The organism is Streptomyces sp. NPDC024632 (genome assembly GCF_055559175.1).
This window is the reverse complement of the sequence record NZ_JBVHLD010000002.1, coordinates 80,232-106,161: the sequence shown is the minus strand read 5'-3', so window position 1 is coordinate 106,161 and position 25,930 is coordinate 80,232. Positions and strand designations below refer to the sequence as shown.

At 72.9% G+C, this 25,930-nt stretch carries 21 protein-coding genes, 1 tRNA gene and 1 riboswitch; of the genes, 20 read left to right on the top strand and 2 right to left on the bottom strand.

Annotation, left to right across the window (positions count from 1 at the left end; genetic code table 11):
• The first annotated feature begins 1 nt into the window (after position 1).
• The 14 genes from ACZ37P_RS03870 to ACZ37P_RS03805 all read left to right on the top strand — a co-directional run bounded on the left by ACZ37P_RS03870 (position 2) and on the right by ACZ37P_RS03805 (position 13,592).
• Complete coding sequence (locus tag ACZ37P_RS03870; protein ID WP_391162296.1) at positions 2-367, top strand: hypothetical protein; 366 nt, start codon at positions 2-4, stop codon at positions 365-367.
• Between the two features lie 193 nt (positions 368-560).
• Positions 561-1,085, top strand: a complete 525-nt coding sequence (locus ACZ37P_RS03865; RefSeq protein ID WP_467344724.1) for a hypothetical protein — start codon at positions 561-563, stop codon at positions 1,083-1,085.
• 98 nt (positions 1,086-1,183) lie between these two features.
• Positions 1,184-1,966 carry an HNH endonuclease family protein gene (locus ACZ37P_RS03860; protein ID WP_355346890.1) on the top strand — a complete coding sequence of 261 codons (783 nt, stop codon included), beginning with the start codon at positions 1,184-1,186 and terminating at the stop codon, positions 1,964-1,966.
• A 466-nt stretch (positions 1,967-2,432) separates the two neighbouring features.
• Positions 2,433-3,194 carry a glycoside hydrolase domain-containing protein gene (locus tag ACZ37P_RS03855; protein ID WP_401310687.1) on the top strand — a complete coding sequence of 254 codons (762 nt, stop codon included), beginning with the start codon at positions 2,433-2,435 and terminating at the stop codon, positions 3,192-3,194.
• Between the two features lie 181 nt (positions 3,195-3,375).
• Positions 3,376-4,044: a SurA N-terminal domain-containing protein gene (locus ACZ37P_RS03850; protein ID WP_355346893.1), complete on the top strand. Its 669-nt coding sequence runs from the start codon at positions 3,376-3,378 to the stop codon at positions 4,042-4,044.
• A gap of 72 nt (positions 4,045-4,116) precedes the next feature.
• Complete coding sequence (locus ACZ37P_RS03845; protein ID WP_467344723.1) at positions 4,117-5,190, top strand: nucleoside triphosphate pyrophosphohydrolase; 1,074 nt, start codon at positions 4,117-4,119, stop codon at positions 5,188-5,190.
• Positions 5,191-5,195: 5 nt separating this feature from the next.
• Positions 5,196-5,906: an endonuclease V gene (locus ACZ37P_RS03840; protein WP_467344722.1), complete on the top strand. Its 711-nt coding sequence runs from the start codon at positions 5,196-5,198 to the stop codon at positions 5,904-5,906.
• A 92-nt stretch (positions 5,907-5,998) separates the two neighbouring features.
• Complete coding sequence (locus tag ACZ37P_RS03835) at positions 5,999-7,300, top strand: cytochrome P450 family protein (protein WP_402710792.1); 1,302 nt, start codon at positions 5,999-6,001, stop codon at positions 7,298-7,300.
• Between the two features lie 297 nt (positions 7,301-7,597).
• On the top strand, positions 7,598-8,650 hold the full coding sequence (locus ACZ37P_RS03830) for a transglycosylase family protein (protein WP_355346905.1): 1,053 nt from the start codon (positions 7,598-7,600) through the stop codon (positions 8,648-8,650).
• A gap of 305 nt (positions 8,651-8,955) precedes the next feature.
• Positions 8,956-9,139, top strand: a riboswitch (cyclic di-AMP (ydaO/yuaA leader).
• Between the two features lie 3 nt (positions 9,140-9,142).
• Positions 9,143-9,865, top strand: coding sequence for a transglycosylase family protein (locus ACZ37P_RS03825; protein ID WP_401716118.1), 723 nt, complete (start codon positions 9,143-9,145; stop codon positions 9,863-9,865).
• A 168-nt stretch (positions 9,866-10,033) separates the two neighbouring features.
• Positions 10,034-11,314, top strand: a complete 1,281-nt coding sequence (gene eno, locus ACZ37P_RS03820) for a phosphopyruvate hydratase (protein ID WP_355346911.1) — start codon at positions 10,034-10,036, stop codon at positions 11,312-11,314.
• Positions 11,315-11,452: 138 nt separating this feature from the next.
• Positions 11,453-11,947: an FtsB family cell division protein gene (locus ACZ37P_RS03815; RefSeq protein ID WP_355346914.1), complete on the top strand. Its 495-nt coding sequence runs from the start codon at positions 11,453-11,455 to the stop codon at positions 11,945-11,947.
• Between the two features lie 41 nt (positions 11,948-11,988).
• Positions 11,989-12,585 carry a DUF501 domain-containing protein gene (locus ACZ37P_RS03810; protein ID WP_467344721.1) on the top strand — a complete coding sequence of 199 codons (597 nt, stop codon included), beginning with the start codon at positions 11,989-11,991 and terminating at the stop codon, positions 12,583-12,585.
• On the top strand, positions 12,582-13,592 hold the full coding sequence (locus ACZ37P_RS03805; RefSeq protein ID WP_355346920.1) for a Ppx/GppA phosphatase family protein: 1,011 nt from the start codon (positions 12,582-12,584) through the stop codon (positions 13,590-13,592). Before ACZ37P_RS03810 ends, ACZ37P_RS03805 begins: the two co-directional genes overlap by 4 nt.
• Here ACZ37P_RS03805 and ACZ37P_RS03800 read toward each other — a convergent pair.
• Complete coding sequence (locus ACZ37P_RS03800; protein ID WP_467344718.1) at positions 13,589-14,350, bottom strand: class I SAM-dependent methyltransferase; 762 nt, start codon at positions 14,348-14,350, stop codon at positions 13,589-13,591. The two genes, ACZ37P_RS03805 and ACZ37P_RS03800, sit on opposite strands and share 4 nt — an antisense overlap.
• A gap of 432 nt (positions 14,351-14,782) precedes the next feature.
• Between ACZ37P_RS03800 and ACZ37P_RS03795 the strand changes: the two genes are divergently transcribed.
• From ACZ37P_RS03795 to ACZ37P_RS03780, 4 genes are all read left to right on the top strand, one after another.
• Positions 14,783-17,524: an NACHT domain-containing protein gene (locus tag ACZ37P_RS03795; protein WP_355346926.1), complete on the top strand. Its 2,742-nt coding sequence runs from the start codon at positions 14,783-14,785 to the stop codon at positions 17,522-17,524.
• 333 nt (positions 17,525-17,857) lie between these two features.
• Entirely contained in the window at positions 17,858-19,246 is a 1,389-nt protein-coding gene (locus ACZ37P_RS03790) for an NAD(P)/FAD-dependent oxidoreductase (RefSeq protein WP_355346929.1), read from the top strand.
• A 310-nt stretch (positions 19,247-19,556) separates the two neighbouring features.
• A complete protein-coding gene (locus ACZ37P_RS03785; protein ID WP_467344716.1) occupies positions 19,557-20,876 on the top strand; it encodes a class I SAM-dependent methyltransferase in 1,320 nt (439 codons plus the stop codon).
• Positions 20,877-21,196: 320 nt separating this feature from the next.
• Positions 21,197-21,282: transfer RNA gene (locus tag ACZ37P_RS03780), tRNA-Leu, on the top strand.
• Positions 21,283-21,682: 400 nt separating this feature from the next.
• Here the strand turns inward: ACZ37P_RS03780 and ACZ37P_RS03775 are convergent.
• Positions 21,683-22,552, bottom strand: a complete 870-nt coding sequence (locus ACZ37P_RS03775; RefSeq protein WP_355346935.1) for a bifunctional DNA primase/polymerase — start codon at positions 22,550-22,552, stop codon at positions 21,683-21,685.
• A 231-nt stretch (positions 22,553-22,783) separates the two neighbouring features.
• Here ACZ37P_RS03775 and ACZ37P_RS03770 point away from each other — a divergent pair, with 231 nt between their 5' ends.
• Together ACZ37P_RS03770 and ACZ37P_RS03765 are read left to right on the top strand one after the other, a co-directional pair.
• Entirely contained in the window at positions 22,784-24,763 is a 1,980-nt protein-coding gene (locus ACZ37P_RS03770; protein WP_467344714.1) for a tetratricopeptide repeat protein, read from the top strand.
• A 106-nt stretch (positions 24,764-24,869) separates the two neighbouring features.
• Positions 24,870-25,772, top strand: a complete 903-nt coding sequence (locus ACZ37P_RS03765; protein ID WP_467344712.1) for a Bax inhibitor-1/YccA family protein — start codon at positions 24,870-24,872, stop codon at positions 25,770-25,772.
• Positions 25,773-25,930: the final 158 nt, after the last annotated feature.

Genomic DNA, 25,930 nt, shown 5'->3' with positions numbered 1-25,930 from the left:
CGTGACCGTGGAGACGTGGGACCCGTCCTACCGGAACTCGAAGGTCCCTCTGTCGGACCTCGCAACGGTGGTCGGCGCGGTTCCGCCGGGCACGTCGATGGGTCTGACGTTGGACGACGGTGAGGACGACTGCGTCATCGTGACCGTGGAGCCGGAGTTCTCCACGGTCACGTTGTTCCGGGACCGGACGTTCTACAACCTTCAGACGTCCGACGACTCCGCAGACACGGTGATCACTGTCGCAGGGGAGGAGATCACCTGGCCGAAGGGCTGTCTCCTACCTCCCACGACGGGCCCCGAGGTCCTCCTGGAGGCCAGTGACCGACAGACGGTGTGGGAGCGGTACACATGGGTCGAACAGGGCTGACGGAGACGGTCGCCAGTGAAGTGGTCGTCCCGGCGGCATCGGAGCTGCGAGCGGGAGACGTGTGTATGGTCTCCATTCCTCCGACGCGTCTCTACGTCGGCCATGACGAGGAGTACGACCCGCCGCGCGATCTGGGGTGAAGTCCCGTGCCCACGGCGGGAATCTATCGAGTGAAGGTCGGGGGGCGGAGGCGGTGACGGGGGAGTTCGCGCGGAGCGCGACGCGGGAGCAGGCGGCGGTGTTCGGGGCGGCCTGTGCCGAGCGGGCGGCGGCGATCTTGTTCTGGGTGGTGGCCGGGGACGGGCGTACGGCGGATCTGGAGGCGTACGCAAAGGAGTTGGAGGCGCTGTGGACGCCCGGGACGCTGACGGAGGGGCGCGGGCGCATCGAGGGGATGCGGGAACTGGTCGAGGGCGACGGGGCGTCGGGGGCGCGGGCGTTCGCGTATCAGGCGGCGGTGGCGCTGCACACGGCCATGGGCGCGGAGCCGGTCCTCGGGTGCTCGTCGGTCCTGCGCGACATGGCGTTCCGGCTCGGGCGGCGCTGCGGCGCCGATCTGCTGACCGGGGAGGACGAGACGCAGCGGCGGGACATCGCCGACCTGACGTCAGGGGCGGCGGACGGCGCGATCCGCGAGAGGTCACGGGAGGCGGGGCGGCGCTGGCTGGCCCTGGCGGCCGGTCAATTCGGCGGGCGGCCTGGGGAGATGGGGAGATGAGGACGACGTAAGTGGGGCACGCCGGGGCAGGCGTGATTGTGTAGGGGCAGGGGGGCGGTGCCGTTGCGTCCCCGGACGACGACCTCCGAGGTGCGTACATGGACAGACGGATATCCCGGCGCCTCGCCTGCGCCGCGACCCTGCTCGCGGTGATCGGCGTAGCGGGGTGCAAGGACACGACGCTCGGCGCCGACCCGACGGGCAGCGCGAACCCGTCGGGAGCGGCGGGCCCCGCGGCCGGCAACGGGCGGGCGGTGAGCCCGCTGGACAACCCGGACGGGACGAAGGCCGGTCTGGCCGCGATCACCTCGGACGCCGACAAGAAGAAGGCGCGCGACCTGATCGCCAAGGTGAAGACCAAGGGCCGCGGCCCCAAGACGGGTTACTCGCGGGCGCAGTTCGGCGCCGCGTGGATGGACTCCGCGCCCTCCGTCCCCTTCGCGCACAACGGCTGCGACACGCGTAACGACCTGCTGAAGCGGGACGGCGACGACGTCCACTACAAGGGCACGTCCAAGTGCGTGATCGCGACGATGACGCTCAACGACCCGTACACCGGCCGGGTCATCAAGTGGACCAAGACCAAGGCCACCACCGTCCAGATCGACCACGTGATGCCGCTGTCGTACGACTGGCAGATGGGCGCGGCGCACTGGAGCAAGGACAAGCGGGAGTCGATCGCCAACGACCCGCTCAACCTCATCCCGGTCGACGGCCCGTCCAACGGCTCGAAGAGCGACTCGGGACCGGCGTCCTGGCTGCCGCCGAACAAGCAGATCCGGTGCTCGTACGCGGTCCGGGTCGCACAGGTCTCGATCAAGTACCAACTGCCGGTGACCAGCGCGGACAAGGACACGATGCTCGCGCAGTGCGGAGGGTGACGCCGGGGGGCCGCGGTGTGATTGTCAACGGCGCGCGGCCCCGCCATACTTTGCTGGCCGCGCGCACCGCGATCACTCCGATCGCCTCTGGTGGATCGCGCCGCCCGAGCCCCCAGAGGACCCCGTGTCGAACAGCCGTCGCCTGCCCAAGCCGATGCGGTACCGCGTCATCGCGACAGTCGCCGCAGTGATCGTCGTCGGGGGCGGCGGCGCACTCGCCGTGGGCGCCACGTCCGGCGGCGGAACGGGCGGGTCGGCGGCGGCCGGCCAGGCCGCCAACCGGTCCGCCGACGCGAACGCCCCGCAGGGCGCGACGAGCACCCTCAACGCACCGAACGGCGCCAAGAACACGGCCCCGAAGGGCTCCCCGGCCGGCACCCCGAGCGGCAGCCCCTCCGCGTCGCACGCCCCGGCCGCCGCCCAGACGGCCAAGCCCGGCAACCCGGTCGCCTCGGTCCCCGGCTCCCTGCCGTCCGTACCCCGCCAGACCCGCCGTCCGGCCGCGCCGTTCAGCGGCTTCGTCCGCACCTTCACCGGCCTCGCCTTCGACACCTGCACCGCGCCCAGCGCGAGCAAGATGGCGTCCTGGAAGAGCGGTTCGCCCTACGGCGCCGCCGCGGTCTACATCGGCGGCGCCAACCGCGGCTGCGCACAACCCCAGTTGACGTCCTCGTGGGTGACGACCGTCAGCGCGGCGGGCTGGAAGCTCATCCCGATCTACGTCGGCGCGCAGCCGCCCTGCCAGACCGGCAACAGCCCCGAACGGCTCACGGCGGCCAACGCGGCCACGCTCGGCGCGCGCGACGGCGCCGACGCGGTGACGAAGGCCGCGGCCCTCGGTATGCGCCCGGCCAGCGCGCTCTACCTCGACATGGAGCCGTACGCCGTCTCCGACACCTCGTGCAACAACGCCGTCCTCACCTACGTCCAGGCGTGGAACCGGGCGCTGCACACCGGCGGTTACCTGGCGGGCTTCTACGGCTTCAGCTCGTCCAGCGCCGCTGCCGTGGCGGCGGCCAAGGCGACCATGGACGACATGCCGGACGCCTTCTGGTACGCCAAGTACGACGGCGTCAACAGCACCACCTCCGGCTTCCCGTTCGCCGCGAATCTGTGGACCGGGCACCGGCGCGGACACCAGTTCCTGGTCAACTCCAAGGAGACCTACGGCGGCGTCACGCTGACCGTGGACCGCGACGCCTGGGACGGCCCGGTCGCCGTCGTCTGACGGCGGGGCGGTGAGGGTGGCGGGGACAAAGGCGGCAGGGCCCACCGGGTGCGCGGCGGCCCGGCCGCGAGGCGTACTCTCCCCCGCGAGGAGAGCCGTTTGCGCCGAGTGCTGGAAATCGGCGGGCCCCGGTCCATATCCTCGTACTCGATCATCGCTTCAGTACCGCTAGGTCGTTCCCATGCCGGGAGGCACCATGGTCCGCCGCCGCACCGCCGTCTCGATCGCCGCAGCCGCGCTGCTGGCGGCATCGCCCGCCCTCACCGCGTGCGGTTCGGGACCCGCGCACCCGGGGGCCGCGGCGGTGGTCGGGGACCAGAAGATCTCGATCGCCACGCTCCAGCACGAGGTCGACCAGGTGCGCGACGCGCAGAGCAAGTCGCCGCAGGCGGCGCAGCTCATCGGGCAGAGCGGCAAGCTGCCGCAGCAGACGCTGAGCATGCTGGTGCAGAACAAGGTGATCGACAAGGCCGTGTCCGACGCCGGGCTCTCGGTCAGCACCGCCGAGGTGCAGCAGTCGCACGCGCAGGCGTTGCAGCAGTTCGGCGGCGACGAGAGCCAGTTCGAGGCGGCGCTGCTCCAGCAGTACGACATCGTGCCGTCCGGCATCGACACCTTCCTGCGGACCAACATCGCCGTCGGCAAGCTGATCCAGAGCCTCGGCTTCCAGCCCGGCAGCGACACCGGGAACGCGGCGGCCATCGCCGTCATCTCCAAGACCGCGAAGTCGCTCGGCGTGGACGTCAACCCGCGCTACGGCACCTGGGACGCCAAGAAGGCCATCGTCGGCGCCACCAACGAGCCGTGGGTCGTGACCAAGACGGCGACCCCGGCGGACCCGAGCGCGTAAGCGGACCCGGCCGCGCGGTCCGTGCAGCGGCCGCCCGCAGGGCATGTCGGTGGTCCGGGGTACGTTCGAGGGGTGAACGACGTAGACGACGCGAACGCGCCCGGGCGGCTGGTGCTGCTCACGACCAGCCACCGGGTCGCGCCGGGACAGCTCTCCTGGCCCGCCTGGCAGACGCTGCGCGAGGCCGACCTCGTGGTGTGCGCCGACCCCGAGCATCCGCAGCTCCCGTATCTGCGCGAGGCGGGGGTACGGGTCGAGCTGGCGACGCCCGGCGGGCGCGAGCTGGTGGACGCGACGGCGGGCGGCCGTACGGTCGTCTATCTGCCGCCCGGCGGCGGCGCGGGCGACCCGGCCGTCACCGACGAACTGGCCAGGCTCGGCGGCTCGGGACGGGTCGCCATGCCCGACCTGGAGCTGCTGCCCGGCTCGTACGACCTGCCCGGCGCCCGGCTGCTCGACCTCGTCCAGGTGATGGACCGGATCAGGGCCGAGTGCCCGTGGAGCAGCCTGCGGACGCACGAGGACCTGGCGAAGTACGGCATCGAGGAGATGTACGAGCTGGTCGAGGCGATCGAGGAGGGGGACCGCGCGGCGGTGCGCGAGGAGCTGGGCGACGTCCTGCTCCAGGTCGTCTTCCACGCGGCCATCGCGGAGGGCGACCCCGAGGAGCCGTTCGGCATCGACGACGTGGCCGGGGGACTGGTGGACAAGCTCGTCCACCGGCACCCGCACATCTTCGGCGACGAGGTCGCCGAGACCCCCGAGCAGGTGCGGGCGAACTGGATCCGCCTCAAGGGCGTCGAGAAGTCCCGCGACTCGGTCACCGACGGCGTGCCCCTCGCCTCGCCCGCCCTCGCCCTGGCCGCCAAGCTCGCGGGCCGCGCCCGGGAGGCCGACCTCCCGCTCCCGGCCGACGACACCCCGGCCGACGGCACCCCCGCCCCCGGCGCCCCCGCCCCCGGCGCCCCCGCCACCGACGAGACCGCCCTCGGTGACCACCTCCTCGCCGAGGCCGCCGCCGCCCAGGCCGCGGGCCTCGACCCGGAAGCCGCCCTGCGCCACGCGGCCCGCCGCTACCGCGACGCGATCCGTACGGCGGAGCGGACCCGGACCGCCGAGCCACCCCGTACGACCGAGGCGGGCTAGCCCCGATGCGCGTCGACGTGCCGCACGCGTGGCCGGCCGACGAGGCGGAGGCGCTGGCGCTCCAGGACCGGCTGCGCCCGCTGGCCGACCACCGCGGCCCCGGACCGGCCGCGCCCCGCCTGGTCGCCGGGCTCGACGTCGCCTACGCCGGCGACGGACGCGGCACCGGGGACCTCGTCGCGGCGGCCGTGGCGGTCATCGACACCGCGACGCTCGACGTGGTCGAGCGCGCCACGGCCACCGCGACCACGACCTTCCCGTATGTGCCCGGACTCTTCGCCTTCCGCGAACTGCCCGTCCTCGTCGAGGCGTTGCGCACCCTGCGGGCCACCCCCGACCTGCTGCTCTGCGACGGCCACGGCCTGTCCCACCCGCGCCGCTTCGGCCTCGCCTGCCACCTGGGTGTGCTCACCGGGCTGCCGACCGCCGGAGTCGCCAAGACCCCGTTCGTCGGCCGCTACGACCCCGACGCCCTCGCCCCGGAGCGCGGCGCGTACGCCGACCTCCTCGACGGCGGCGAAACCGTCGGCCGCGCCCTGCGCACCCGGACCGGCGTCAAGCCCGTCTACGTCTCCACCGGCCACGGCATCGACCTCGCCACCGCCTGCGCCCACACCCTGACCCTCGCCCCCGCCTACCGCCTCCCCGAAACCACCCGCCAGTCCGACCGCCTGAGCCGCGTCGCCCTGGCGTCCACAACCTCAGAGAGCCTCTGACGCCCCCGCCCCCGTAACGGCCAGGCCCCCGCCCCCGCAACGGCCAGGTCCCGGTGAGCCGGGAACGCGGCCGGGCCGGATAGCGTCGGCGCATGACCGACCCCACCACCGACTCGCCCACCGGCCCCACCCCCGCCCCCACCGACCCGGCCGACGGCGGACCCACCCTCTTCACGTGGGAATTCGCCACCGACCCCTACCCCGCCTACGCCTGGCTGCGGGAGCACGCGCCGGTGCGGCGGACGACGTTGCCCAGCGGGGTGGAGGCGTGGCTGGTGACGCGGTACGCGGACGCGCGGGAGGCGCTGGCGGAGGGGCGGCTGAGCAAGAATCCGGTGCATCACGCGGAGTCGGCGGGGGCGAAGGGGAAGACCGGGATTCCGGGGGAGCGCAGCGCGGATCTGATGACGCATCTGCTGAACATCGATCCGCCGGACCACACGCGGCTGCGCCGCCTGGTGTCGAAGGCGTTCACCCCGCGCAGGGTCGCGGAGTTCGGGCCGCGGGTGCAGGAGCTGACGGACCGTTTCATCGACGGCTTCGCGGCGAGCGGCGAGGCGGACCTCATCCACGACTTCGCCTTCCCGCTGCCGATCTACGCGATCTGCGACCTGCTGGGCGTGCCGCCGCAGGACCAGGACGACTTCCGGGACTGGGCGGGGATGATGATCCGGCACGGCGGCGGCCCGCGCGGCGGAGTGGCGCGGTCGGTGAAGCGGATGCGCGCGTATCTGGTCGAGCTGATCCACCGTAAGAGAGAAGACCCGGGCGAGGACCTGATCTCCGGTCTGATCCGGGCGAGCGACCACGGCGAGCACCTGACGGAGAACGAGGCCGCCGCCATGGCCTTCATCCTGCTCTTCGCCGGTTTTGAGACGACTGTGAACCTCATCGGCAACGGGGTGCACACCTTGCTCCGCCACCCGGAGCAGCGCGCCCGCCTCCAGGAGTCGCTGGCCGCGGGCGAGACCGGCCTGCTGGAGACCGCCGTGGAGGAACTGCTGCGCTACGACGGCCCGGTGGAGCTGGCCACCTGGCGCTACGCGACCGGCGACCTGAGCCTCGGCGGTCAGTCGATCGCGGCGGGCGACCCCGTACTGGTGGTACTCGCGGCGGCCGATCGCGACCCCGCGCGCTTCAACGCGCCCGATACCGTCGATCTGGCCCGGCGTGACAATCCCCACCTCGGTTACGGCCACGGCATCCACTACTGCCTGGGCGCGCCGCTGGCCCGGCTGGAAGCCAGGACGGCGCTCGCGTCCCTCCTCACCCGCCTCCCCGACCTGCGGCTCGCGGCGGATCCGGCCGAATTGCGCTGGCGCGGCGGACTGATCATGCGCGGACTGCGTACGCTGCCGGTGTCGTTCACCGCCGAGGCCGCGCAACAGAAGTGACGGCGCGTCACGGTCGTGATCGCGACGTGATGATCGCTACACCGACTTGTGATCCGTTGGCCAACACCGCTACGTTCTGCGGTCAACGCGAGAAGCGCGGTCGCTCGTACGGGCACGGTGCGTACGGACGGCCACCTCTCGCGGACGGCTCGCGCCAGACGCGGCGGACGTCACGGAAGCGGAAGCGGAAACAGCAGCAACAGCACCAGCAACGTCGGCGGGCCCCGGCCCGCTCCCCGCCGCCGTCACGTCACGCACCGCGCTCCGGCGCGTAAGGCTTACGAGAAAGGCGACCGCATGCTCTCGTCCGGGAACGGCCGGCACCGCCGACCGCGACAGGCCCCGGCGGCCATGGTGACCGTCGCGGCGACCGGCGCGGGGATCGCACTCCCGCTCCTCGGCGCGGGGGCCGCGCACGCCGCGGACTCCAGCACGTGGGACAAAGTCGCGATATGCGAGACCGGCGGCCTGTGGAGCGCCGACCCGAGCAACGGCTTCTACGGCGGCCTGGCGATCACCCAGGACACCTGGAACGCCTACGGCGGCCAGGCGTACGCGCCACGCCCCGACCTCGCGTCCAGGACGGAACAGATCGCCGTCGCCGAGCGGATGCTCGCCGACCTCGGGCCGAACGCCTGGCCCGGCTGCGAGGACGGTACGGGGCTGCTGGACGCCGTGACGCCGCCCGTGGCGGGCGGCACGCCCGCGGCCACCCCCACCACCCCGGCGCCGTCCGCCTCGACCCCGCCCTCCGGCGACGCCACGACCGGCGGCTCCGGCGGCACCGGGGGCTCGAACACCGACCCGTCGCTGCCGACGATCATCCCGACCGCGCCGGGGACGGACACGCCCACCGGGCCCGCCGACGGCTCGACGGTCACCCCGGTGACGCCCACGGCGCCCACCGCCCCCGTCACCCCCACGTCGCCCGGTGACGGCTCGCGGACCACTCCGGGCTCGCCCACCGCCGACGCGCCCGCGACGCCCGGCACGGGCCGCCACGCGAAGCCGTACGTGCCCACCGACGCCGAGCTGGCCGCGGCCGACCAGGCGACCCGTACGGAGCTGACCGCCGTCACGGACGCGGACGCGGGCGCGGACAGCGGTACGGACACCGGCAAGGGCTCGGACGACGGCAGCACCGGAGCCACCGGCGCCAGCGACACCGGACACAGCGCCGACGGCGGCCACGACTACACCGTCGCGTACGGCGACTCGCTCGCCGGTATCGCCTCCAGCCACCACGTCCAGGGCGGCTGGAGCGGTCTCTACGACGCCAACCGGCAGGTGATCGGCCAGGACCCGAACCTCATCAAACCGGGTCAGATCCTGACACTTGACCTCGGCTGAGGGCTCCGCGTCTTCCTGACCGTCCGTCACGGCCGCGGGGGCAAACCGGACGAACCGTACGACGTCCTCCGCGGCCCGTGTGACAAGCCTCTCGCCCGCCCCTGTGACCGCCCGCTCGCAGAGCGCTGAAACCGGCCCCTGTGACCTGCGATTCTCTGAACCCGCCCTGGGGGCGGGAGCGGTGCGGGGGCGGAACGCGGATGTTTGTCCTTTCCGGCGCCTGTGCTTAGCGTCGTCATCGCTCGCCACAGCGGGCCCCGCCGGTCAGGAACGCCGAGTCCTGCCGCCGACCGACGGGAACAGTCGACGCGAAAGCGCCGTAGGCAGGAGCGGGGGACCCAAGGTCTTTCGCCGGTCACGTTCGTACGGCACGCAGCCTGCGGAACGCACCGGCTCGGGGTTAAGCACGGAATCCGCGGTCGCGGATCCGGCCGGGCAACTCACGCCCGAACCCGACAGCTCACCTCGCAGGCGTCGGTGAGGACACGAACCATGGCTAAGCACCGCCGTACGTCCAAGCTCGTCCGCATCGCCGCGCTCGCCGGTGTCACCGGCACCGCGATCGCCGTACCGCTCCTCGGAGCCACCTCCGCCTCCGCCGCCTCCGTCTCCACGTGGGACGCCGTCGCCCAGTGCGAGTCCGGCGGCAACTGGTCCATCAACACCGGCAACGGCTACTACGGTGGCCTCCAGTTCTCGCAGTCGAGCTGGGAGGCCGCGGGCGGCACCCAGTACGCCGCGCGCGCCGACCTGGCCACCAAGGACCAGCAGATCGCCACCGCCGAGAAGCTGCTCGCCATGCAGGGCCCGGGTGCCTGGGCCTGCGCCGGCGCCGGCAACCTGACCTCGGGCGGCTCCGCGGCGAACGTCGACACCTCGTCGCCGTCCTCCTCCTCGTCGTCGTCTTCCAGCTCTTCCAGCTCCTCCGGCTCCAGCAGCTCGGACTCCTCGAACACCGGCTCCTCCGACAGCTCCTCGCAGCCGTCGCAGCAGCAGAGCACCCCGGCCCCGGCCGAGACCTCCGCGCCGGTCACCCACCACAAGAGCCACGGCAAGGGCAACGGCGAGTACACCGTCGTCTCCGGCGACTCGCTCTCCAAGATCGCCACCGCGCACCACGTCTCCGGCGGCTGGCAGCACCTGTTCGACCTGAACAAGGACATCGTGCAGGACGCCAACCTGATCTACCCGGGCCAGCACCTGCACCTGGGCTGAGACCACGGGATGTGATCCCCGGCCGGGCACGTACTCTCCCCCGAGCGTGCCCGGCCGGGGCCTTTTTCCGTCTCAGGGTCCGGGCTCGGTACCGGGCGCGACACCGAAGACGGTTAGGCTCAGGTCGAAAAAGACAGAGACATCTCAGAAGGACTGAAGGAGACACTCGTGCCGTCCATCGACGTCGTCGTAGCCCGGGAAATCCTCGACTCGCGAGGCAACCCCACCGTCGAGGTCGAGGTCGGCCTCGACGACGGCAGCACCGGCCGCGCGGCGGTCCCGTCCGGCGCCTCCACCGGCGCATTCGAGGCCCTCGAACTCCGCGACGGCGACAAGAACCGCTACCAGGGCAAGGGCGTCGAAAAGGCCGTCCTCGCCGTCATCGAGCAGATCGGCCCGGAGCTGGTCGGCTACGACGCCACCGAGCAGCGGCTGATCGACCAGGCGATGTTCGACCTGGACGCCACGCCCGACAAGTCCTCGCTCGGCGCCAACGCGATCCTCGGCGTCTCGCTCGCCGTGGCGCACGCCGCCTCCGAGGCGTCCGACCTGCCGCTCTTCCGCTACCTGGGCGGCCCGAACGCGCATGTGCTGCCCGTGCCGATGATGAACATCCTCAACGGCGGCTCGCACGCGGACTCCAACGTCGACATCCAGGAGTTCATGATCGCCCCCGTCGGCGCGGAGTCCTTCTCCGAGGCGCTGCGCTGGGGCGCCGAGGTCTACCACACGCTCAAGGGCGTGCTGAAGACCAAGGGCCTGTCCACCGGCCTCGGCGACGAGGGCGGTTTCGCGCCGAATCTCGGCTCGAACCGCGAGGCGCTCGACCTGATCATCGAGGCCATCAAGCAGGCCGGGTACGCGCCCGGCCAGGACATCGCGCTCGCGCTGGACGTCGCCGCCTCCGAGTTCTACAAGGACGGCAAGTACCAGTTCGAGGGCAAGGAGCGCTCGGCCGCCGAGATGACCGAGTACTACGAGGACCTGGTCGCCTCCTACCCGCTGGTCTCCATCGAGGACCCGCTGTTCGAGGACGACTGGGCGGGCTGGAAGGTCCTCACCGAGAAGCTCGGCAGCAAGGTGCAGATCGTCGGCGACGACCTGTTCGTCACCAACCCCGAGCGCCTGCAGAAGGGCATCGACAACGACACGGCGAACGCGCTGCTGGTGAAGGTCAACCAGATCGGCTCGCTCACCGAGACGCTGGACGCCGTCGAGCTGGCCCAGCGCAACGGCTACAAGTGCATGATGTCGCACCGCTCCGGCGAGACCGAGGACGTCACCATCGCCGACCTGGCCGTCGCCACCAACTGCGGCCAGATCAAGACCGGCGCCCCGGCCCGCTCCGAGCGCGTCGCCAAGTACAACCAGCTCCTGCGGATCGAGGAGATCCTGGACGACGCCGCCGTGTACGCGGGTCGCTCGGCGTTCCCCCGCTTCAAGCACTGAGCCGTCCGTTTCCGGGCCCCGGCCTCCGTACGTCCCCGCACCCGGTCCCGTACCGTGGGCGGGGACGTACTGGCGTGCGCGCCCGTACGGCAGCGTGTGGACGCGACGGCGTGCGAGGACGGCGAGGGGAGACACGACGTGGGGGCGGATCGGTTCTCCACCTCGGCCCGGCTGAAGGCCATCGGCCAGGAGGCGCAGGCCCGGGTGTACCGGGCGGCGGCCAAGCGGCGCCCGCCGCGGCGCAACAAGCTCACCGGCCGCGCGGCGCTGCTCGCCCTGGTGCTGTGCGCCCTGGTCGTGGCGCTCGCCTACCCGACACGGCAGTACATCGCCCAGCGCTCCGACATCGCCGACCAGCGCCGCGAGGCCCAGAAGGCCCGCCAGCGGGTCGAGGAGCTCCGCGAGGAGAAGGCGCGCTGGCAGGACCCGCAGTACGTACGGACGCAGGCCCGCGAGCACCTGCACTTCGTCCTGCCCGGCGAGACCGGCTACAACGTGGCGGCGCCGGCCCCGACCGGGGACGCCGCCGCCGACCACCGGACGACGAACGAGGCCGCCGCACACCGCCCCTGGTACGACAATCTGTGGGACAGCCTCGACCACGCCGACGCCGCCGCCGCGCCCCGGCACTGACCCCTCGCTCCCCGCGTACCGCCCCCGACCTAGAACGGCCCATGACGAAGCACCCCGAGCCCACCGCCCCCACCCCGCCCACCGACGCGGACGTCGCCGCGTTCACGGCGCAGCTCGGCCGCCCGCCGCGCGGCCTGCGCGCGATCGCGCACCGCTGCCCCTGCGGCAACCCGGACGTGGTCGAGACCCAGCCCCGGCTGGAGGACGGCACGCCCTTCCCGACGCTGTACTACCTGACCTGTCCGCGCGCCGCGTCCGCGATCGGCACGCTGGAGGCCGACGGCGTGATGAAGACGATGACCGCCCGGCTCGCCGAGGACGAGGAGTTGGCCGCGGCCTACCGCGCGGCCCACGAGGACTACATCGCGCGGCGCGACGCCATCGAGGTCCTGGAGGGCTTCCCCAGCGCGGGCGGCATGCCGGACCGCGTCAAGTGCCTGCACGTGCTCGTCGGCCACTCCCTGGCCGCGGGCCCCGGCGTGAACCCGCTCGGCGACGAGGCCATCGCCATGCTGCCCGAGTGGTGGGCGAAGGGCCCGTGCGTCGCCCCCGCGACGGAGACCGGACCCGCGACCGGGACCGGAACCGGAACCGCGACGGGGACCGGGACCGCCCCCGAGACGGAGGAGTCCGCGTGACGACCGGTACGGCGACCGACGGGCCGCGGGGCACGACCGTCCGCGTGGCGGCCGTCGACTGCGGGACGAATTCGATCCGGCTGCTGGTCGCCGACGTCGACCCCGCGACCGGCGCGCTGACCGACCTCGACCGCAGGATGCGGATCGTCCGGCTCGGCCAGGGCGTGGACCGCACGGGGCGGCTGGCCCCCGAGGCGCTGGAGCGGACCTTCGCGGCCTGCCGCGAGTACGCGGAGGTGATCGCGGAGCACGGCGTCAGCGCGGACCGCGTCCGCTTCGTGGCGACCTCCGCGTCCCGCGACGCGGAGAACCGGGACGACTTCGTGCGCGGAGTCGTCTCCCTCCTCGGCGTCGAGCCCGAGGTGATCAGCGGCGACCAGGAGGCCGCCTACTCCTTCACCGGCGCCACCCGCGGCCTGACCGGTGCCGAGGCCCTGGACACGCCGTATCTGGTGGTCGACATCGGCGGCGGCTCCACCGAGTTCGTCCTCGGCGACGGCACGGTCACCGCCGCCCGCTCGGTCGACATCGGCTGCGTCCGCCTGACCGAACGGCACCTGGTGGCGGACGGCGCGGTCGTCGACCCGCCGACCGGCGACCGGGTGGCCGCGATCCGCGCCGACATCGACGCCGCCCTGGACGAGGCGGCCCGCGCCGTCCCCCTCGACCGGGCCCGTACGCTCGTGGGGCTGGCCGGGTCGGTCACCACCGTCGCGGGCATCGCGCTCGGCCTGGCCGCGTACGACTCCGCCGCGATCCACCACTCCCGTATCACCGTCGAGCAGGTCGCGGAGATCACCGCGCGGCTGCTGGCCGCCACCCACGCCGAGCGCGCCGCGATCCCCGTGATGCACGAGGGCCGCGTGGACGTGATCGGCGCGGGCGCGCTGGTGCTGCTGCGGATCATGGAGCGCACGGGCGCGAAGGAGGTCGTGGTCAGCGAACACGACATCCTGGACGGGATCGCGTACGCCGTGGCGGAGTCGGCGGGTCGGGACAGGCCCTAGCCGTCCCTGCGGAACAGGGCCGTCCAGAGGAAGGGCTCCCCGAAGTGCGGGGAGTCCTTCGGCTCGGCGCGCATGCGGCGCAGTTCGACCTCGGTCAGGCCGGAGAAGATCCAGCGCAGCGACTCGGGGGTGTAGCCGAGGCCGCCGTGCAGCCGCGCGTCCCGGTAGAAGTCCGCGTCGGGCAGTTCCGAGCCCATCGCCCCCGCGGCGAAGCAGGTGAGCGCGAGATGGCCGCCGGGGGCGAGCACGCGGTCGAGCAGCGCCAGATAGCTGATCCTGCGGTGCGGCGGCAGATGGTGGAAGCAGCCGGAGTCGCAGACCAGGTCGTACGGCCCGCTCAACGCGCGCGCGCCCATGCCCATGCCGTCGCCGCCCTCGCTCAGCGCGAAGGCGTCCCCTTCGTGGAAGCGGATTCCCTCCACCCCGGCCGCGCGCGCCCGCTCCCGCGCCCATCGCACGGCGGCCGGTGACAGGTCGACGGCGTCCACCTCGAAGCCGCGCCGCGCCAGCAGCACCGCGTTGCGCCCCGGCCCGCACCCCAGGTCCAACGCCCGTCCCGGCCGCACCACCTCCCGGTCCAGGCAGGACACCAGGTTCTCGTCCGGCTTGTCCACGAAGAACGGCACTCCGCGTTCCCGGTCCCCGTAGAACCCGTCCCACCACCCGGCGGCCCCTGCCGTCCACCGGTCCGCGTCCCCGGCGAACAGCCCGTCCAGCAGCCTCAGTACGTCCTCCACCGACCTGATGTCCCGCTCCACGCCAGCCCCCTCTTCTCCGGTCTTCTCCGGCGTTTCCGACAGGGAGAACGCTAGGCCCATCGGGCATGAAAGCCCAGGTCAGAGCCTTTGTGGCGACCCCTTCACGCGCCGCCTGCGGGCCTGGTCCGACCCGGCCGGGGGAGTCCGCCGGGGGGCCGCCCGCACGTCCCCGGCGGCCCCGCGGAAGCCCGGCGAAGGGCCTCCCGGGGCGAGCGCCGGCACACTTTCTCAGCTGAATTCCGTCCGCGCGGCTGCCGCCGCCGTCTCGATGACCGTCACGATGTCCTTCCCCTTCTTCTCTGTGTACGTGACGAGTTGAGCCGGAGCCCGGACACCGCCTCCAGCACGCGGGAAGATGCTGGACAGGGTTGGACAGGGTTGGACGGGCTCGGGCAGGGCTGGACAGGGTTGGGCAGACCGGAACGGCGGGGTATGGATCAGTCGGAGGACCTGTCGGCGGCGGCCGACTTCGCGGTGTGGCTGGCACGATTACGGGCCCACGCGGGCGACCCGTCGCTGGCCGTCCTGGCCCGGCTGACCGGCGCCGTACCGCGCGGCCGCCCCGTACCGAAGTCCACGCTGGGCCGGGCGTTGCAGGGCGAGAGCCTGCCCTCGGTCGATGACGCCGTCTCGATCGCGGTGGCCTGCGTCCTCCACGAGGGCGGCGGCCGGGAGCGCGCGGAGGCCGTCCGGCGCGAGTGCCGCGAGCGGTGGGTGCGGGCCAAGTCGGCCGAGCGGGAAGCGACGTTGACGGCGAAGGCCGCGGCGGACGGGGAGCCGGCGCCGTCGGCCGCGGCCGTACGCACCGCGGCCGAGCAGGCGTTCCTCGCCAAGTACCACCCGTGCGTGGAGACGTTGCTGGACACGATGGAGCTGTTCGGTGTGACACTGCGCCGTTCGGACTTCCGCTACCGGATGAGCACGTCGTACATCAGCCTCACCGTCCAGGGCGAGGGCAGCGCCCAGCGCGTGCAGGAGGCGATCCACGCCGCCAAGCGGGTGCTGATCAGGGGAGACGCCGGTTCCGGCAAGACCACGCTGCTCAAGTGGCTTGCCGTGGGAGCCATTCGGGGCGATCTGCCGGAGCCGATGGGCCGGTGGAACGGCGCGACGCCGTTCTTCCTCCCGCTGCGGCACTTCGCCGAACGGCCGCTGCCCGCCCCCGAGGACTTCCTGACCTACGCCGCCAGGACGCTCGCCGACGTCGCGCCGGACGGCTTCGTCCGGGACGCGCTGGACTCCGCGCACAGCCTGGTGCTGATCGACGGTGTGGACGAACTGCCCGCGAGCCGCCGCGACGAAGTCCGCGACTGGCTGCGCGAGTTGACCAGCGGATACCCGGACTGCCGGTATGTCGTCACCTCGCGGCAGGCGGCCGTGACCGAACGCTGGCTCGCCCCGATGGGCTTCGCCTCCTTCGAGCTGGCCCCGATGAGTCCGTCGGACCAGAACCAGTTCATCGAGCACTGGCACACCACCATGCGGTCCACCGCCGAGGACGCGGAGGAACGGGCGCGCCTGACGACGTACGAGCACGCTCTCGTGCGCAGCCTGTCCGAGCGGCGCGAGCTGCGCAGACTCGGCGGGAACCCGCTGCTGTGCGCCCTGCTCTGCGCGCTGCACTGGGACCGGGACATGCAGCTTCCCGACGACCGGGTCAAGGTGTACGACGCGGCGCTGGAGATGCTGCTGGTCCGCCGCGACCAGCAGCGGAACATCGCGGTGGAGGGCCCGCGGCTGCGCAGCGGAGTCCAGGAGATGCTGCTGCGCAGGCTCGCGTACTGGATGATCCGCAACGACCTGACCGAGATCTCCTTCGCCCAGCTCACCGGGCGGGTGGCCGCGTACCTCGCGGACTCGGCGCAGTACCCCGAGGAATCCGCCGCCGTGGCCCGCCAACTGCTGGAGCGGTCGGGGCTGTTGCGCGCCCCGGCGCACGACTCGGTGGACTTCGTGCACCGCACCTTCCAGGAGTACCTGGCGGCGGACCAGTTGCTCAACGACGGCGATCTGGCCCTGCTGATCAAGCACGCGCACGAGGACCAGTGGCAGGACGTCGTGGTGATGGTGTCCGGGCGGGCGCGGGACTCCGAGCGCGATCACCTGATCAAGTCCCTGTTGAAACGGGCCCGTCGGGACAAGGCCCACCGGCTGCGGCTGACCGTTCTCGCCGTGGACTGCGTCGGCGACGGCACCGCGATCGACCCGCGCGTCGTCGACGAGGCGAGACGGCGGGCGGCGGAGCTGATCCCCCCGCAGAATCCGGCGCAGGCCGCGGCGCTGGCGAACCTCGGCGAGGTGGTGCTCGATCAGATGCCCGGCCCCCGGCCCGAGTTGGCGCCCGGCGTGGTGCGGGCGATCCTGGAGACCTGCCGCCTGGTCGGCGGGCCCTCCGCCATGCGGCTGCTGGCCCGTTTCGCCGCGGTCCCCGACCTGGAGACCGAGCGGCGGCTGGTCGGCATGTGGCCCGACTTCGACACGGCGGAGTTCGCCCATGTCGTGCTCTCCGAACTGTCCTGGCTCGGGCCGCTGACGGTGGGGCCGCACGAGCTGCCCCATCTCCACCGGCTGACCGGCGTCACGGACCTCACGGTCGACGGCGCCGCCGACAGCTACGCGGTCGTCCGGCGGCTGCGGAATCTGCGCTCACTGCGTCTGGTCGACCCCGAGCCGGGCCTGTCCGGCCTCGAGTTGCCCCCCGCCCTGCTGGTGCTGTCCCTCGACGGTTCCGTCCGGCACGACCGGTTCCCGGCGCCGACGGCGCCGGGCGTCCAGGAGCTGTGGTTCGACGACTGCGCCTGTCCCGACTGCGGCCTGAGCGCGTGGCGCATGGCGGGGCTGTGGCCCGCCGAAGCGCGGCGCGCGGTATGGCTGCTGTCGGTGCGGGCCGCCCCGGCCACGCTCGATCCGCGGCTGCTGGCGGAGCGCTTTCCGGGGCTGTCCGTCCTCGCGGTCAGGTCCGACATGGTGTTCGGCGTCGGCGAGGTCGCGGACTACCTCAAACGGCTCCGCGAGTGCTTCCCCGCGCTGACCGAATTCCGGCTCTACTCCCACGGCGACGACGGGCTCGACCAGCAGCTTCAGGAGGCCGGCTTCCTGCACTGGACCCATACGATGGAGGCCGCGCCGGGGACCCGGACGACCCACGTCTTCACCCGCACGGGGGCCGGATGACCCGGCCGGAGGACCCTCCTCCGGAAAAGCTTTGTGAAACTCTTCACATGAAGTTCCCGCCCCGCGGCCCAAATTTTCCAAGGTGACCGCGTGTCAAACCCCCTGAATCCTTGGCGGGAGAGTGTTTCGGCGGTGTGACGGGCGTCGGAACGACGGATGAGCGGTGATCGATCAGCGCTGCTCAGAGGCGGTGGCCGAAGCGGGCGGTGCGGAGGAGTCCGCGCAGGTCAGATAGGCCCTGGTCATGAAGCCGGGCAGGATAGCACAGGGTGTCCAGTACCTTGTGAAGGGGCTCACGAGCACCCCCCTGGGACGTGCTGAATACTTGTCGCCATGAGCACCACGGAGCGTCCACGGATCCTCGTAGTAGGCGGCGGTTACGTCGGCCTGTACGCGGCGCGTCGCATCATGAAGAAGATGCGGTACGGCGAGGCGACCGTCACAGTCGTCGACCCGCGCTCGTACATGACGTACCAGCCCTTCCTTCCTGAGACTGCCGCCGGCAGCATCTCCCCGCGGCATGTCGTCGTCCCGCTGCGACGCGTCCTGCCCGGGGCCGAGGTGCTCACCGGCCGGGTCGTCGACATCGACCAGGACCGCAAGGTCGCCTCGGTCGAGCCGCTCGTGGGCGAGTCCTACGAGCTGCCGTTCGACTACCTGATCATCGCGCTCGGCGCGGTCTCCCGTACCTTCCCGATTCCCGGCCTGGCCGAGAACGGTATCGGGATGAAGGGCGTGGAGGAGGCGATCGGCCTGCGCAACCACGTCCTGGAGCAGCTCGACAAGGCCGACTCCACGACCGACGAGGACATCCGCCGCAAGGCGCTGACCTTCGTGTTCGTCGGCGGCGGCTTCGCGGGTGCGGAGACCATCGGCGAGGTCGAGGACATGGCCCGCGACGCGGCCAAGTACTACCCGAACGTGAAGCGCGAGGACATGCGCTTCATCCTGGTGGACGCGGCGGACAAGATCCTCCCCGAGGTCGGCCCGCAGCTCGGCACGTGGGGCCTGGAGCACCTGCGCGAGCGCGGCATCGAGGTCTACCTCAGCACGTCGATGAAGTCCTGCGTCGACAAGCACGTGGTGCTCGCCAACGGCCTGGAGGTCGACGCCTCCACCATCGTGTGGACGGCCGGTGTGAAGCCCAACCCGGCGCTCGCCCGCTTCGGTCTGCCGCTGGGCCCGCGCGGTCACGTGGACACCGCCCCCACCCTCCAGGTGCAGGGCAGCGACTACATCTGGGCCGCGGGCGACAACGCCCAGATCCCCGACCTCGCCGCGGGCGAGGGCGCCTGGTGCCCGCCGAACGCCCAGCACGCCCTGCGCCAGGCGAAGGTGCTCGGCGACAACGTGGTCTCCGGGATGCGCGGCTTCCCGCAGCAGGAGTACAAGCACGCGAACAAGGGCGCCGTCGCCGGTCTCGGCCTGCACAAGGGCGTCGCGATGATCGTCTTCGGCAAGGCCAAGATCAAGGTCAAGGGCCGGCTGGCCTGGTACATGCACCGTGGCTACCACGGCATGGCCGTGCCGACCTGGAACCGCAAGATCCGGGTCTTCGCCGACTGGACGCTCGGCATGTTCCTCAAGCGTGAGGTCGTCTCGCTCGGCGCGATCGAGAACCCGCGCGAGGAGTTCTACGAGGCCGCCCGCCCCGCTCCGGTTCCGGCCGCGGCGGTGCCGGCTCCCGCCGAGAAGACGGCGGAACCCGCCAAGGCGTCCTGACGCGCCGCGGCGCGCGCGCCGCACCCGCTGCACCGTCCGAAGGGCGCCCGCCATCCGTGGTGCGGGCGCCCTTCGGCGTACCCGGCGCCGTTTCCGGGACCTGCCCGCGCGGCCTGCCCCCGAGCCGCCGGACGCCCCGCCGAGAGCCGGTCGGCGGCGCCTCGCCGCCCGTCCCGCGCACCCGCGCGGCGTCCTCCGCTTCCGCCGCGCGGCGCCCGCGCCGCCCCCGGTGAGCGGCCCGGAAAAAATGCATGTATCCGCAACGTAGATTCGTCAGCGGAGACTGTCTTTCAGTCGTACGCTCGGAAGCATGGCTGACGCGGCTCACAGAATCGTCGAACTCGCCGACCACGCCCTCTCGACTCCGTTCCCGTTGCGCGTGCGCGCCTGGGACGGCAGCGAGGCCGGGCCGCCCGGCGCCCCCGTCCTCGTCATCCGGCGCCGCCGCGCGCTGCGCCGACTGCTGTGGAAGCCCGGCGAGCTGGGCCTGGCCCGCGCCTATGTCTCCGGCGACCTCGACGTCGACGGCGACTTCTACGAGGCGCTCGGCCTGCTGTCCGGGCTGTTCTGGGAGCGCGAGGAAGGGCCCGCGCAGAGTACGGCCGCCACCGTGCGCCGTACCGCGGGCGTCCTGCGCGACCCGGCGAACTACCGCGTCGCCCGCGCGGCCCTCGCGCTGGCCGGGCCCGGGCTGCCGCCCCCGCCGCCGCCCGAGGAGGTCCGCCGCCGTACCGGGATCGCCCACAGCAGGCCGCGCGACAAGGCGGCCATCGCCCACCACTACGACGTGGGCAACGACTTCTACTCGCTGGTCCTCGGCCCCTCGATGGTCTACTCCTGCGCGGTGTGGGAGGGCGAGAAGACCACGCTGGAGGAGGCGCAGTCCGCCAAACTCGACCTGGTCTGCCGCAAGCTGGGCCTCCGGCCGGGGATGCGGCTGCTGGACGTCGGCTGCGGCTGGGGGTCGATGGTCCTGCACGCCGTCGAGCACTACGGCGTCCACGCGACGGGCGTCACGCTCTCCGCCGAGCAGGCCGCCTTCGCCCGCAAGCGGATCGCCGAGGCCGGGCTCACCGACCGTATCGACATCCGCGTCCAGGACTACCGGGACGTCAAGGACGGCCCCTACGACGCGATCTCGTCCATCGGCATGGCCGAGCACGTCGGCAGCGAGCGCTACCGCGAGTACGCGCAGGCGCTGTACGGACTGCTGCGGCCGGGCGGGCGGCTGCTCAACCACCAGATCGCGCGCCGCCCGCTGCGCGACGAGGAGTCGTACCGCATCGACGAGTTCATCGACCGGTACGTCTTCCCCGACGGGGAGCTGGCGCCGGTCGGGTCGACGGTGGCCCGGCTGGAGGAGGCCGGGTTCGAGGTGCGGGACGTCGAGGCGCTGCGCGAGCACTACGGGCGCACGCTGCGCGCCTGGGTGCGCAATCTGGAGGACGCCTGGGGCGCCGCCGCGCGGGCCACGTCGGCCGGGCGCGCCCGGGTCTGGCGGCTCTACATGGCGGCCTCCGCACTGGCCTTCGAGCGCAACCGGATCGGGGTCAACCAGGTCCTCGCGGTGCGCACCGCCCCCGACGGCGACCCCGGCATGCCCGCGACCCGCACGGCGTGGCTGAGCTGAGCCCGGTTGCGTTGAGCCCGGTTGGGCCCGAGCCCGTTGCGCCGAGCCGGCTGGGTTTGTGCTGTGCTGGGTTTGGGTGGTGCTGAGGCGAGTTGAGCGGGGCCCGGTTGAGCGCGGAGGGCGAGATCCGGTCGCGGAGAGCGATTTCGCGTCACTTGTGCGTGGCGACTGATACTGCTGTGAACGGTGCCTGTTCAGCCCAAGAACCCTGGAACTCGTACTAACACCCCGTCAGTAACCCCTAAAATAAGACAACATGGCCGGTTGGGCGCCCTGTTCGGGATCTCCAACCCCGATACGCTTTTCACTGCGCCTCGCCGGCCCGGATGGTGGAACGCAGACACGGCGAGCTTAAACCTCGCTGCCCCTCGGGGGCGTGCCGGTTCAAGTCCGGCTCCGGGCACCACCGCCCTCACCGGCGGTGACCCCGCTCCACCCAGAGGACCGCCCGGTGGGCACCGTGCCAGCACGGTGCCCCCACGCCCCCGGAGCCGACGGGCGGTGCCCCCTTCCGCGTGAGGCGGGCCTCAGCGGATGCGGCCGCGGCGGCCGGTGACGGCCAGGGCTATGGCGATGACTATGGCGGCGATGACCGCGGCGACGATCAGGATGTGCAGCATGCGGGCCCCCATGGTGTGAGCTGGTGTACACGTCATGCCCGGGAAGGCCGGTGCGTACCCCGGTCGCGGGCAGCCGGTCGGCAGCCGTACGACTCGACCAGTGCGAGGTCCGCACCCCGCGCCGGGGTGCCGGAGGGCGCATGGAGCCGCCGGGGTGTCGGGGCGTCGGGGTGCCTCGTTCCGGGGTTACGGGTGCGGGGAGGTACGCGGGCGGGCCGCCGAGGCCACCGTTGCCGCCGCCTCGCGCTCGCTCAGCCCGGTGTGCACCGCCGCCGTCACCAGCGCCGGTGCCAGCGCTTCGCCGAGACCGGCGTCGTACGCCCGGCACGCGGCCCAGAACAACCGGCCGTTGCGCTCTCCTTCGTGTGAATCCAGGACGAAGCGGACGAGCGCGGCGGCACGTTTCTCCGCGGGGTGGCGCGGCGCGGAGGCATCGCGGGGCGGCGCGACCGGCGGTGGCGGCGCGGCGAGCAGCAGCAGCGCGGACGGCGCGGGCGCCAGCGGATGGCCCGCGGTGCCGGGCGCCAGCAGATAGCGGCCCGCGACCGTACGCGAGCCGGGGCCGACCACGTAACCGCCCTCGCCGCGCACGTCGATGCCCGGCGCCAGGCGGCCCGCCGAGTTGGGGACCTGCGTCGGCGCGGTCAGCCACAGGTGGCGTCCGCCGCTGGGGGTGAGCACCGTGACCGTGTCGGGCACGGCGAAGCCGTGGGCGGCGGCCAGGGCGGTGAGCGCCGCGACGCCGTCGGCGCCGTGCTTGACGTCCAGGTCGAGGCCGATCAGATGGTGCGGCGCCCGGCCGCAGGCGATCCCGTACCCCGTCGCCCAGGGCGCGGCGGCGAACAGGGAGCGAATCCGGGCCGGGTCGGTGCTCGCGTCGTACACACCGTGTCCCGGACGCCCGCACGCGCCCCGGCAGTCACTCGTACGGGGCTCGTCGCGGTGCGGTGAGCGGATGGCGGGCAGTTTGGTCCGGGACAGCGGGATCACCGGCAGGCCGCGCGCCGCGGTGAGCAGGGCGGCGTGCAGCGCGCGGGTGTGGTCGGGGCGTGGCATGGCCTGCTCCCTGACGTTCGAACGTGTGTTCGTCTGCACCCTCAAGTAATACCGCGCGCGGCGCCCACCGTCCACTGCGCGAGCCGGTGTGGCGGTGCGTTCCGCGTCACGCCCGTGACACCCCGGTGACCGTGTTCGACACGCGCGGGTACTACGGTCGGGCGCGGACAGGTCGTAGCTGTCCGAGTCCGGCCCCAGGCGGGCCGGCGCCGCGACGGAGGGGCGGGAGAGATGGACGAACTGCACGCGGGGGACGCCGAGTTGTGCGCGGGCGGCGGTGACGAACGGCTGGCGGCCGAGGGCGAGACGGCACTGGCCCGGCTGATCATGGACGGCGGCGACCTGCCGCACGCGGCGAGCCATCTGGGCAACGCCGTCGCCATCGACCCGCTGCTCCCCGAGACCCACGAGGCGCTCACCGAACTCGCCACCCGCGCGGGCGGCCCGCGCGCCGCGCTCGACCTCTTCCCGCTCGACCACCCCTACATCGGCGCCGTCGTCTGCCGGGCGCACCTCCAGGCCGCCTGCGGCGAGTGGGCCGAGGCGGTCGGCCTGATCGCCGCCGCCGTACGCGCCGAGTACGACCGGCCGTGGTCGCACGTCGCCTGGCTCACCCAGGACCGGCTGCCCGAACTGCTGCCGCCGCAGGTCATGACGCAGGCGCTGGCCCGCGCGGTCGGCGGCGCGCTGCCCGACCCCGTGCCCGAGCACGCCCGCGACGCGCTGCGGCCCTTCTACGACCTGACCCGCGCGGTGGTCGAACGCCACCCGGACGAGGCGCAGCTCGCCGCCATCGGCTCGGGACTCGCCCGCCGCTTCGAGGACCACGACCGCGCCATCGCCTGGGCCCGGCAGGCGGGCCGGGTCCAGCCGGGACACGTGCCCAGCGTCATGCTCGGCTACGCGTTGCGCGCCGCGGGCCGCCCCGACGAGGCGCTGCGGGTCTGGGAGGAGGAGATGGCCAGGGACGACTCCGACCTCTCCTTGATGGTCGACATCGCCGAGCTGTACGCGGTCACCGGCCGCGCCGAGCAGGGCCTGGCGTGGGCCGAGCGGGCCGTCACCGCGGACCCGCGGCACCCGCAGGCCGCCCCGGCCGTGCACGGCGTCCGCTACGCCGCCGACGGCGACCCGGCCCATCTCGTCGCCCTCACCGACCACCTGCGCGAGCACCCCGACCACCCCTACGCGGGCACCGTCCTGGCCCGGCACAGCGAGTGGCAGCCGTGGCTCGGCGTGGTCGACAGCGCCACCGAGGCGACCGTCAACGTCCTGCACCAGATCCTGGAGAGCCCCGACGCGCAGGCGATCCGGTCCGGCGGCGGCGCGAAGCTGTCCGCCTCCGCGGTCGAACCGCCGAGCGCCGCCCTCGCCTTCGCCCTCGCGCTGCCCGGCGGCACGCTCGTCAACGACGCGGCGGGCGACCCCGACCCCCGGCAGCCGACCGCCGAGGTCGCCGTCCGGATCTGGCGGTACGAGGGCCTGGCCGCGCTGCCCACCGTCGCGCCGCCGTCGCCCGAGGCCGCGGGGCTGGTCCAGGACACCGCCTCGGTGAGCTGGCCGCACCTGCCCGCCGCGTACGACCACGCGGTGCGGCTGGCCGGGCTCGGCCTCGACGATCTGCTCGGCGTCCTCGCCCACCCGCCGCAGCCGCCGGACGACGACCAGGGCCGCTTCCTGCGCGACCACCGCCCCGAGCTGTGGATTCGCGCCGTGCAGACCTTCGCCTGCCTGGGCGTGGCCCACCACCGCGCCGACGAGCCGTGGGAGGACTCCCGGCGCCGCGCGGTCCTGCTCGACCTGCTGCACGGCCCCGAGGACTGGGTCAACGAGACGGCGGCCTTCGCCATGGTGGCCACCGCCTGGGGCGACCCGGCCGTCCGCGCCGACGTCGGCCTGCGCCTGACCGAACGGATGCTGGACGCGGCGAAGGCGTACCAGACCCGTGAGGTGACCGTCCTCGGCTCGCTGTGCCGCCTGGTGCTGCTCTGCCCCTGGCTGGACGACACCTATACGAGCCTCGCCCGTGACCTGCTGGCCGCCGTCCGCCGCTCGGACGCACACGCCGAGCAAGGCGAACGAGCCGAACGAGCCGAACACAGTGAACAGGGCGAGCGAGGCGAACAAGCGGAAGCCGTGCGGGAAACGGCCGCGGAAACCGCCGCCGCGGGTCCGCCCCGCCGCGGACTCTTCCGGCGCCGACGTGACTGAGGGTCCGTCCTGGGGGAAGATCCTCCTCCAGGCGTAGCTCGGCTTTTTGCCAAGCCATTACTCTTGACGCAAGCGGAGCCGCAGCACGCGGTCTTGGAGGAGTGAAATGAGGAGCAGCAACCCGGTCTTCTCCCGGCGGGGATTCACCCGCGGGGACTCGTACGCCGGATTCGGTGCGCAGGGCGCCCAGGGTGCCCGGCAGCAGGGCGGAAACCCTTACGGGCAGCCAGCGGGGAACCCGTATGCCGCCCAGCCCCAACAGGGCGGGAACCCGTACGCGGCCGACGGGCAGCCCCTCACCCCCGAGCAGATGGAGGAGATGTACGCCGGTCCCGCCGCGGGTCCGGCGCAGACCGGCCGGATGACGATCGACGACGTCGTCATGCGGACCGCGATGACGCTCGGCGTGGTCGTGCTCGGCGCGATCCTCGGCTGGTTCGCGCTGCCCGACAGCTACGGCCTGGCCATCGGCGCGGCGCTGATCGCGTTCGTGCTGGCGATGGTCCAGTCGTTCAAGCGCACCCCGATGCCGGCCCTGATCCTGGGGTACGCGATCTTCGAGGGCGTCTTCCTCGGCGTGATCAGCAACATGTACAACGAGCGGTGGCAGGGCGCGCCCGTCCAGGCCGTGCTCGGCACCATGGCGGTCTTCGCGGGCATGCTGTTCGCGTACAAGACCCGGCTGATCCGGGTCACCGCCCGCTACGCGCGGATCGGCATGGCCATCGCGGTCGGCTTCCTGCTGGCGATGGTGGTCAACCTGCTGTTCTACGCCTTCGGCAGCGGCGACGGCCTGGGCCTGACCACCGGCCCGCTGGGCATCGTCTTCTGCCTGCTGGGCATCGGCCTCGGCGCCTTCTTCCTCTCCCTGGACTTCAAGCAGGTCGAGGACGGCATCCGCTTCGGCGCCCCGCAGAACGAGTCGTGGTTCGCGGCCTTCGGCCTGACCGTCTCGCTGGTCTGGATCTACCTGGAGATCCTGCGGCTGCTCTCGATCCTGCGCGACTAGCGCACACGGTCCGCGTCATCGCGACGGGGGGGGGGGGGGGGGGGGTGTGCGGGGGGGGGGGGGGGGGGGGGGGGGGGGGGGGGCGCCGATCGCGTCCCCGCTGGCACGTTGGTCACCGCGGTGATCGCGCGCCCCGCCGCCGTGACCGCCCACGACGC

Excerpts from the sequence above, each read along its gene's own strand:
- ACZ37P_RS03860 (WP_355346890.1), top strand. The coding sequence starts at position 1,184 with ATGGACAGACGGATATCCCGGCGCCTCGCCTGCGCCGCGACCCTGCTC.
- ACZ37P_RS03850 (WP_355346893.1), top strand. The coding sequence starts at position 3,376 with ATGCCGGGAGGCACCATGGTCCGCCGCCGCACCGCCGTCTCGATCGCC.
- ACZ37P_RS03840 (WP_467344722.1), top strand. The coding sequence starts at position 5,196 with ATGCGCGTCGACGTGCCGCACGCGTGGCCGGCCGACGAGGCGGAGGCG.
- ACZ37P_RS03835 (WP_402710792.1), top strand. The coding sequence starts at position 5,999 with ATGACCGACCCCACCACCGACTCGCCCACCGGCCCCACCCCCGCCCCC.
- ACZ37P_RS03830 (WP_355346905.1), top strand. The coding sequence starts at position 7,598 with ATGCTCTCGTCCGGGAACGGCCGGCACCGCCGACCGCGACAGGCCCCG.
- ACZ37P_RS03825 (WP_401716118.1), top strand. The coding sequence starts at position 9,143 with ATGGCTAAGCACCGCCGTACGTCCAAGCTCGTCCGCATCGCCGCGCTC.
- ACZ37P_RS03810 (WP_467344721.1), top strand. The coding sequence starts at position 11,989 with ATGACGAAGCACCCCGAGCCCACCGCCCCCACCCCGCCCACCGACGCG.
- ACZ37P_RS03795 (WP_355346926.1), top strand. The coding sequence starts at position 14,783 with ATGGATCAGTCGGAGGACCTGTCGGCGGCGGCCGACTTCGCGGTGTGG.
- ACZ37P_RS03790 (WP_355346929.1), top strand. The coding sequence starts at position 17,858 with ATGAGCACCACGGAGCGTCCACGGATCCTCGTAGTAGGCGGCGGTTAC.
- ACZ37P_RS03785 (WP_467344716.1), top strand. The coding sequence starts at position 19,557 with ATGGCTGACGCGGCTCACAGAATCGTCGAACTCGCCGACCACGCCCTC.
- ACZ37P_RS03775 (WP_355346935.1), bottom strand. The coding sequence starts at position 22,552 with ATGCCACGCCCCGACCACACCCGCGCGCTGCACGCCGCCCTGCTCACC.
- ACZ37P_RS03770 (WP_467344714.1), top strand. The coding sequence starts at position 22,784 with ATGGACGAACTGCACGCGGGGGACGCCGAGTTGTGCGCGGGCGGCGGT.
- ACZ37P_RS03765 (WP_467344712.1), top strand. The coding sequence starts at position 24,870 with ATGAGGAGCAGCAACCCGGTCTTCTCCCGGCGGGGATTCACCCGCGGG.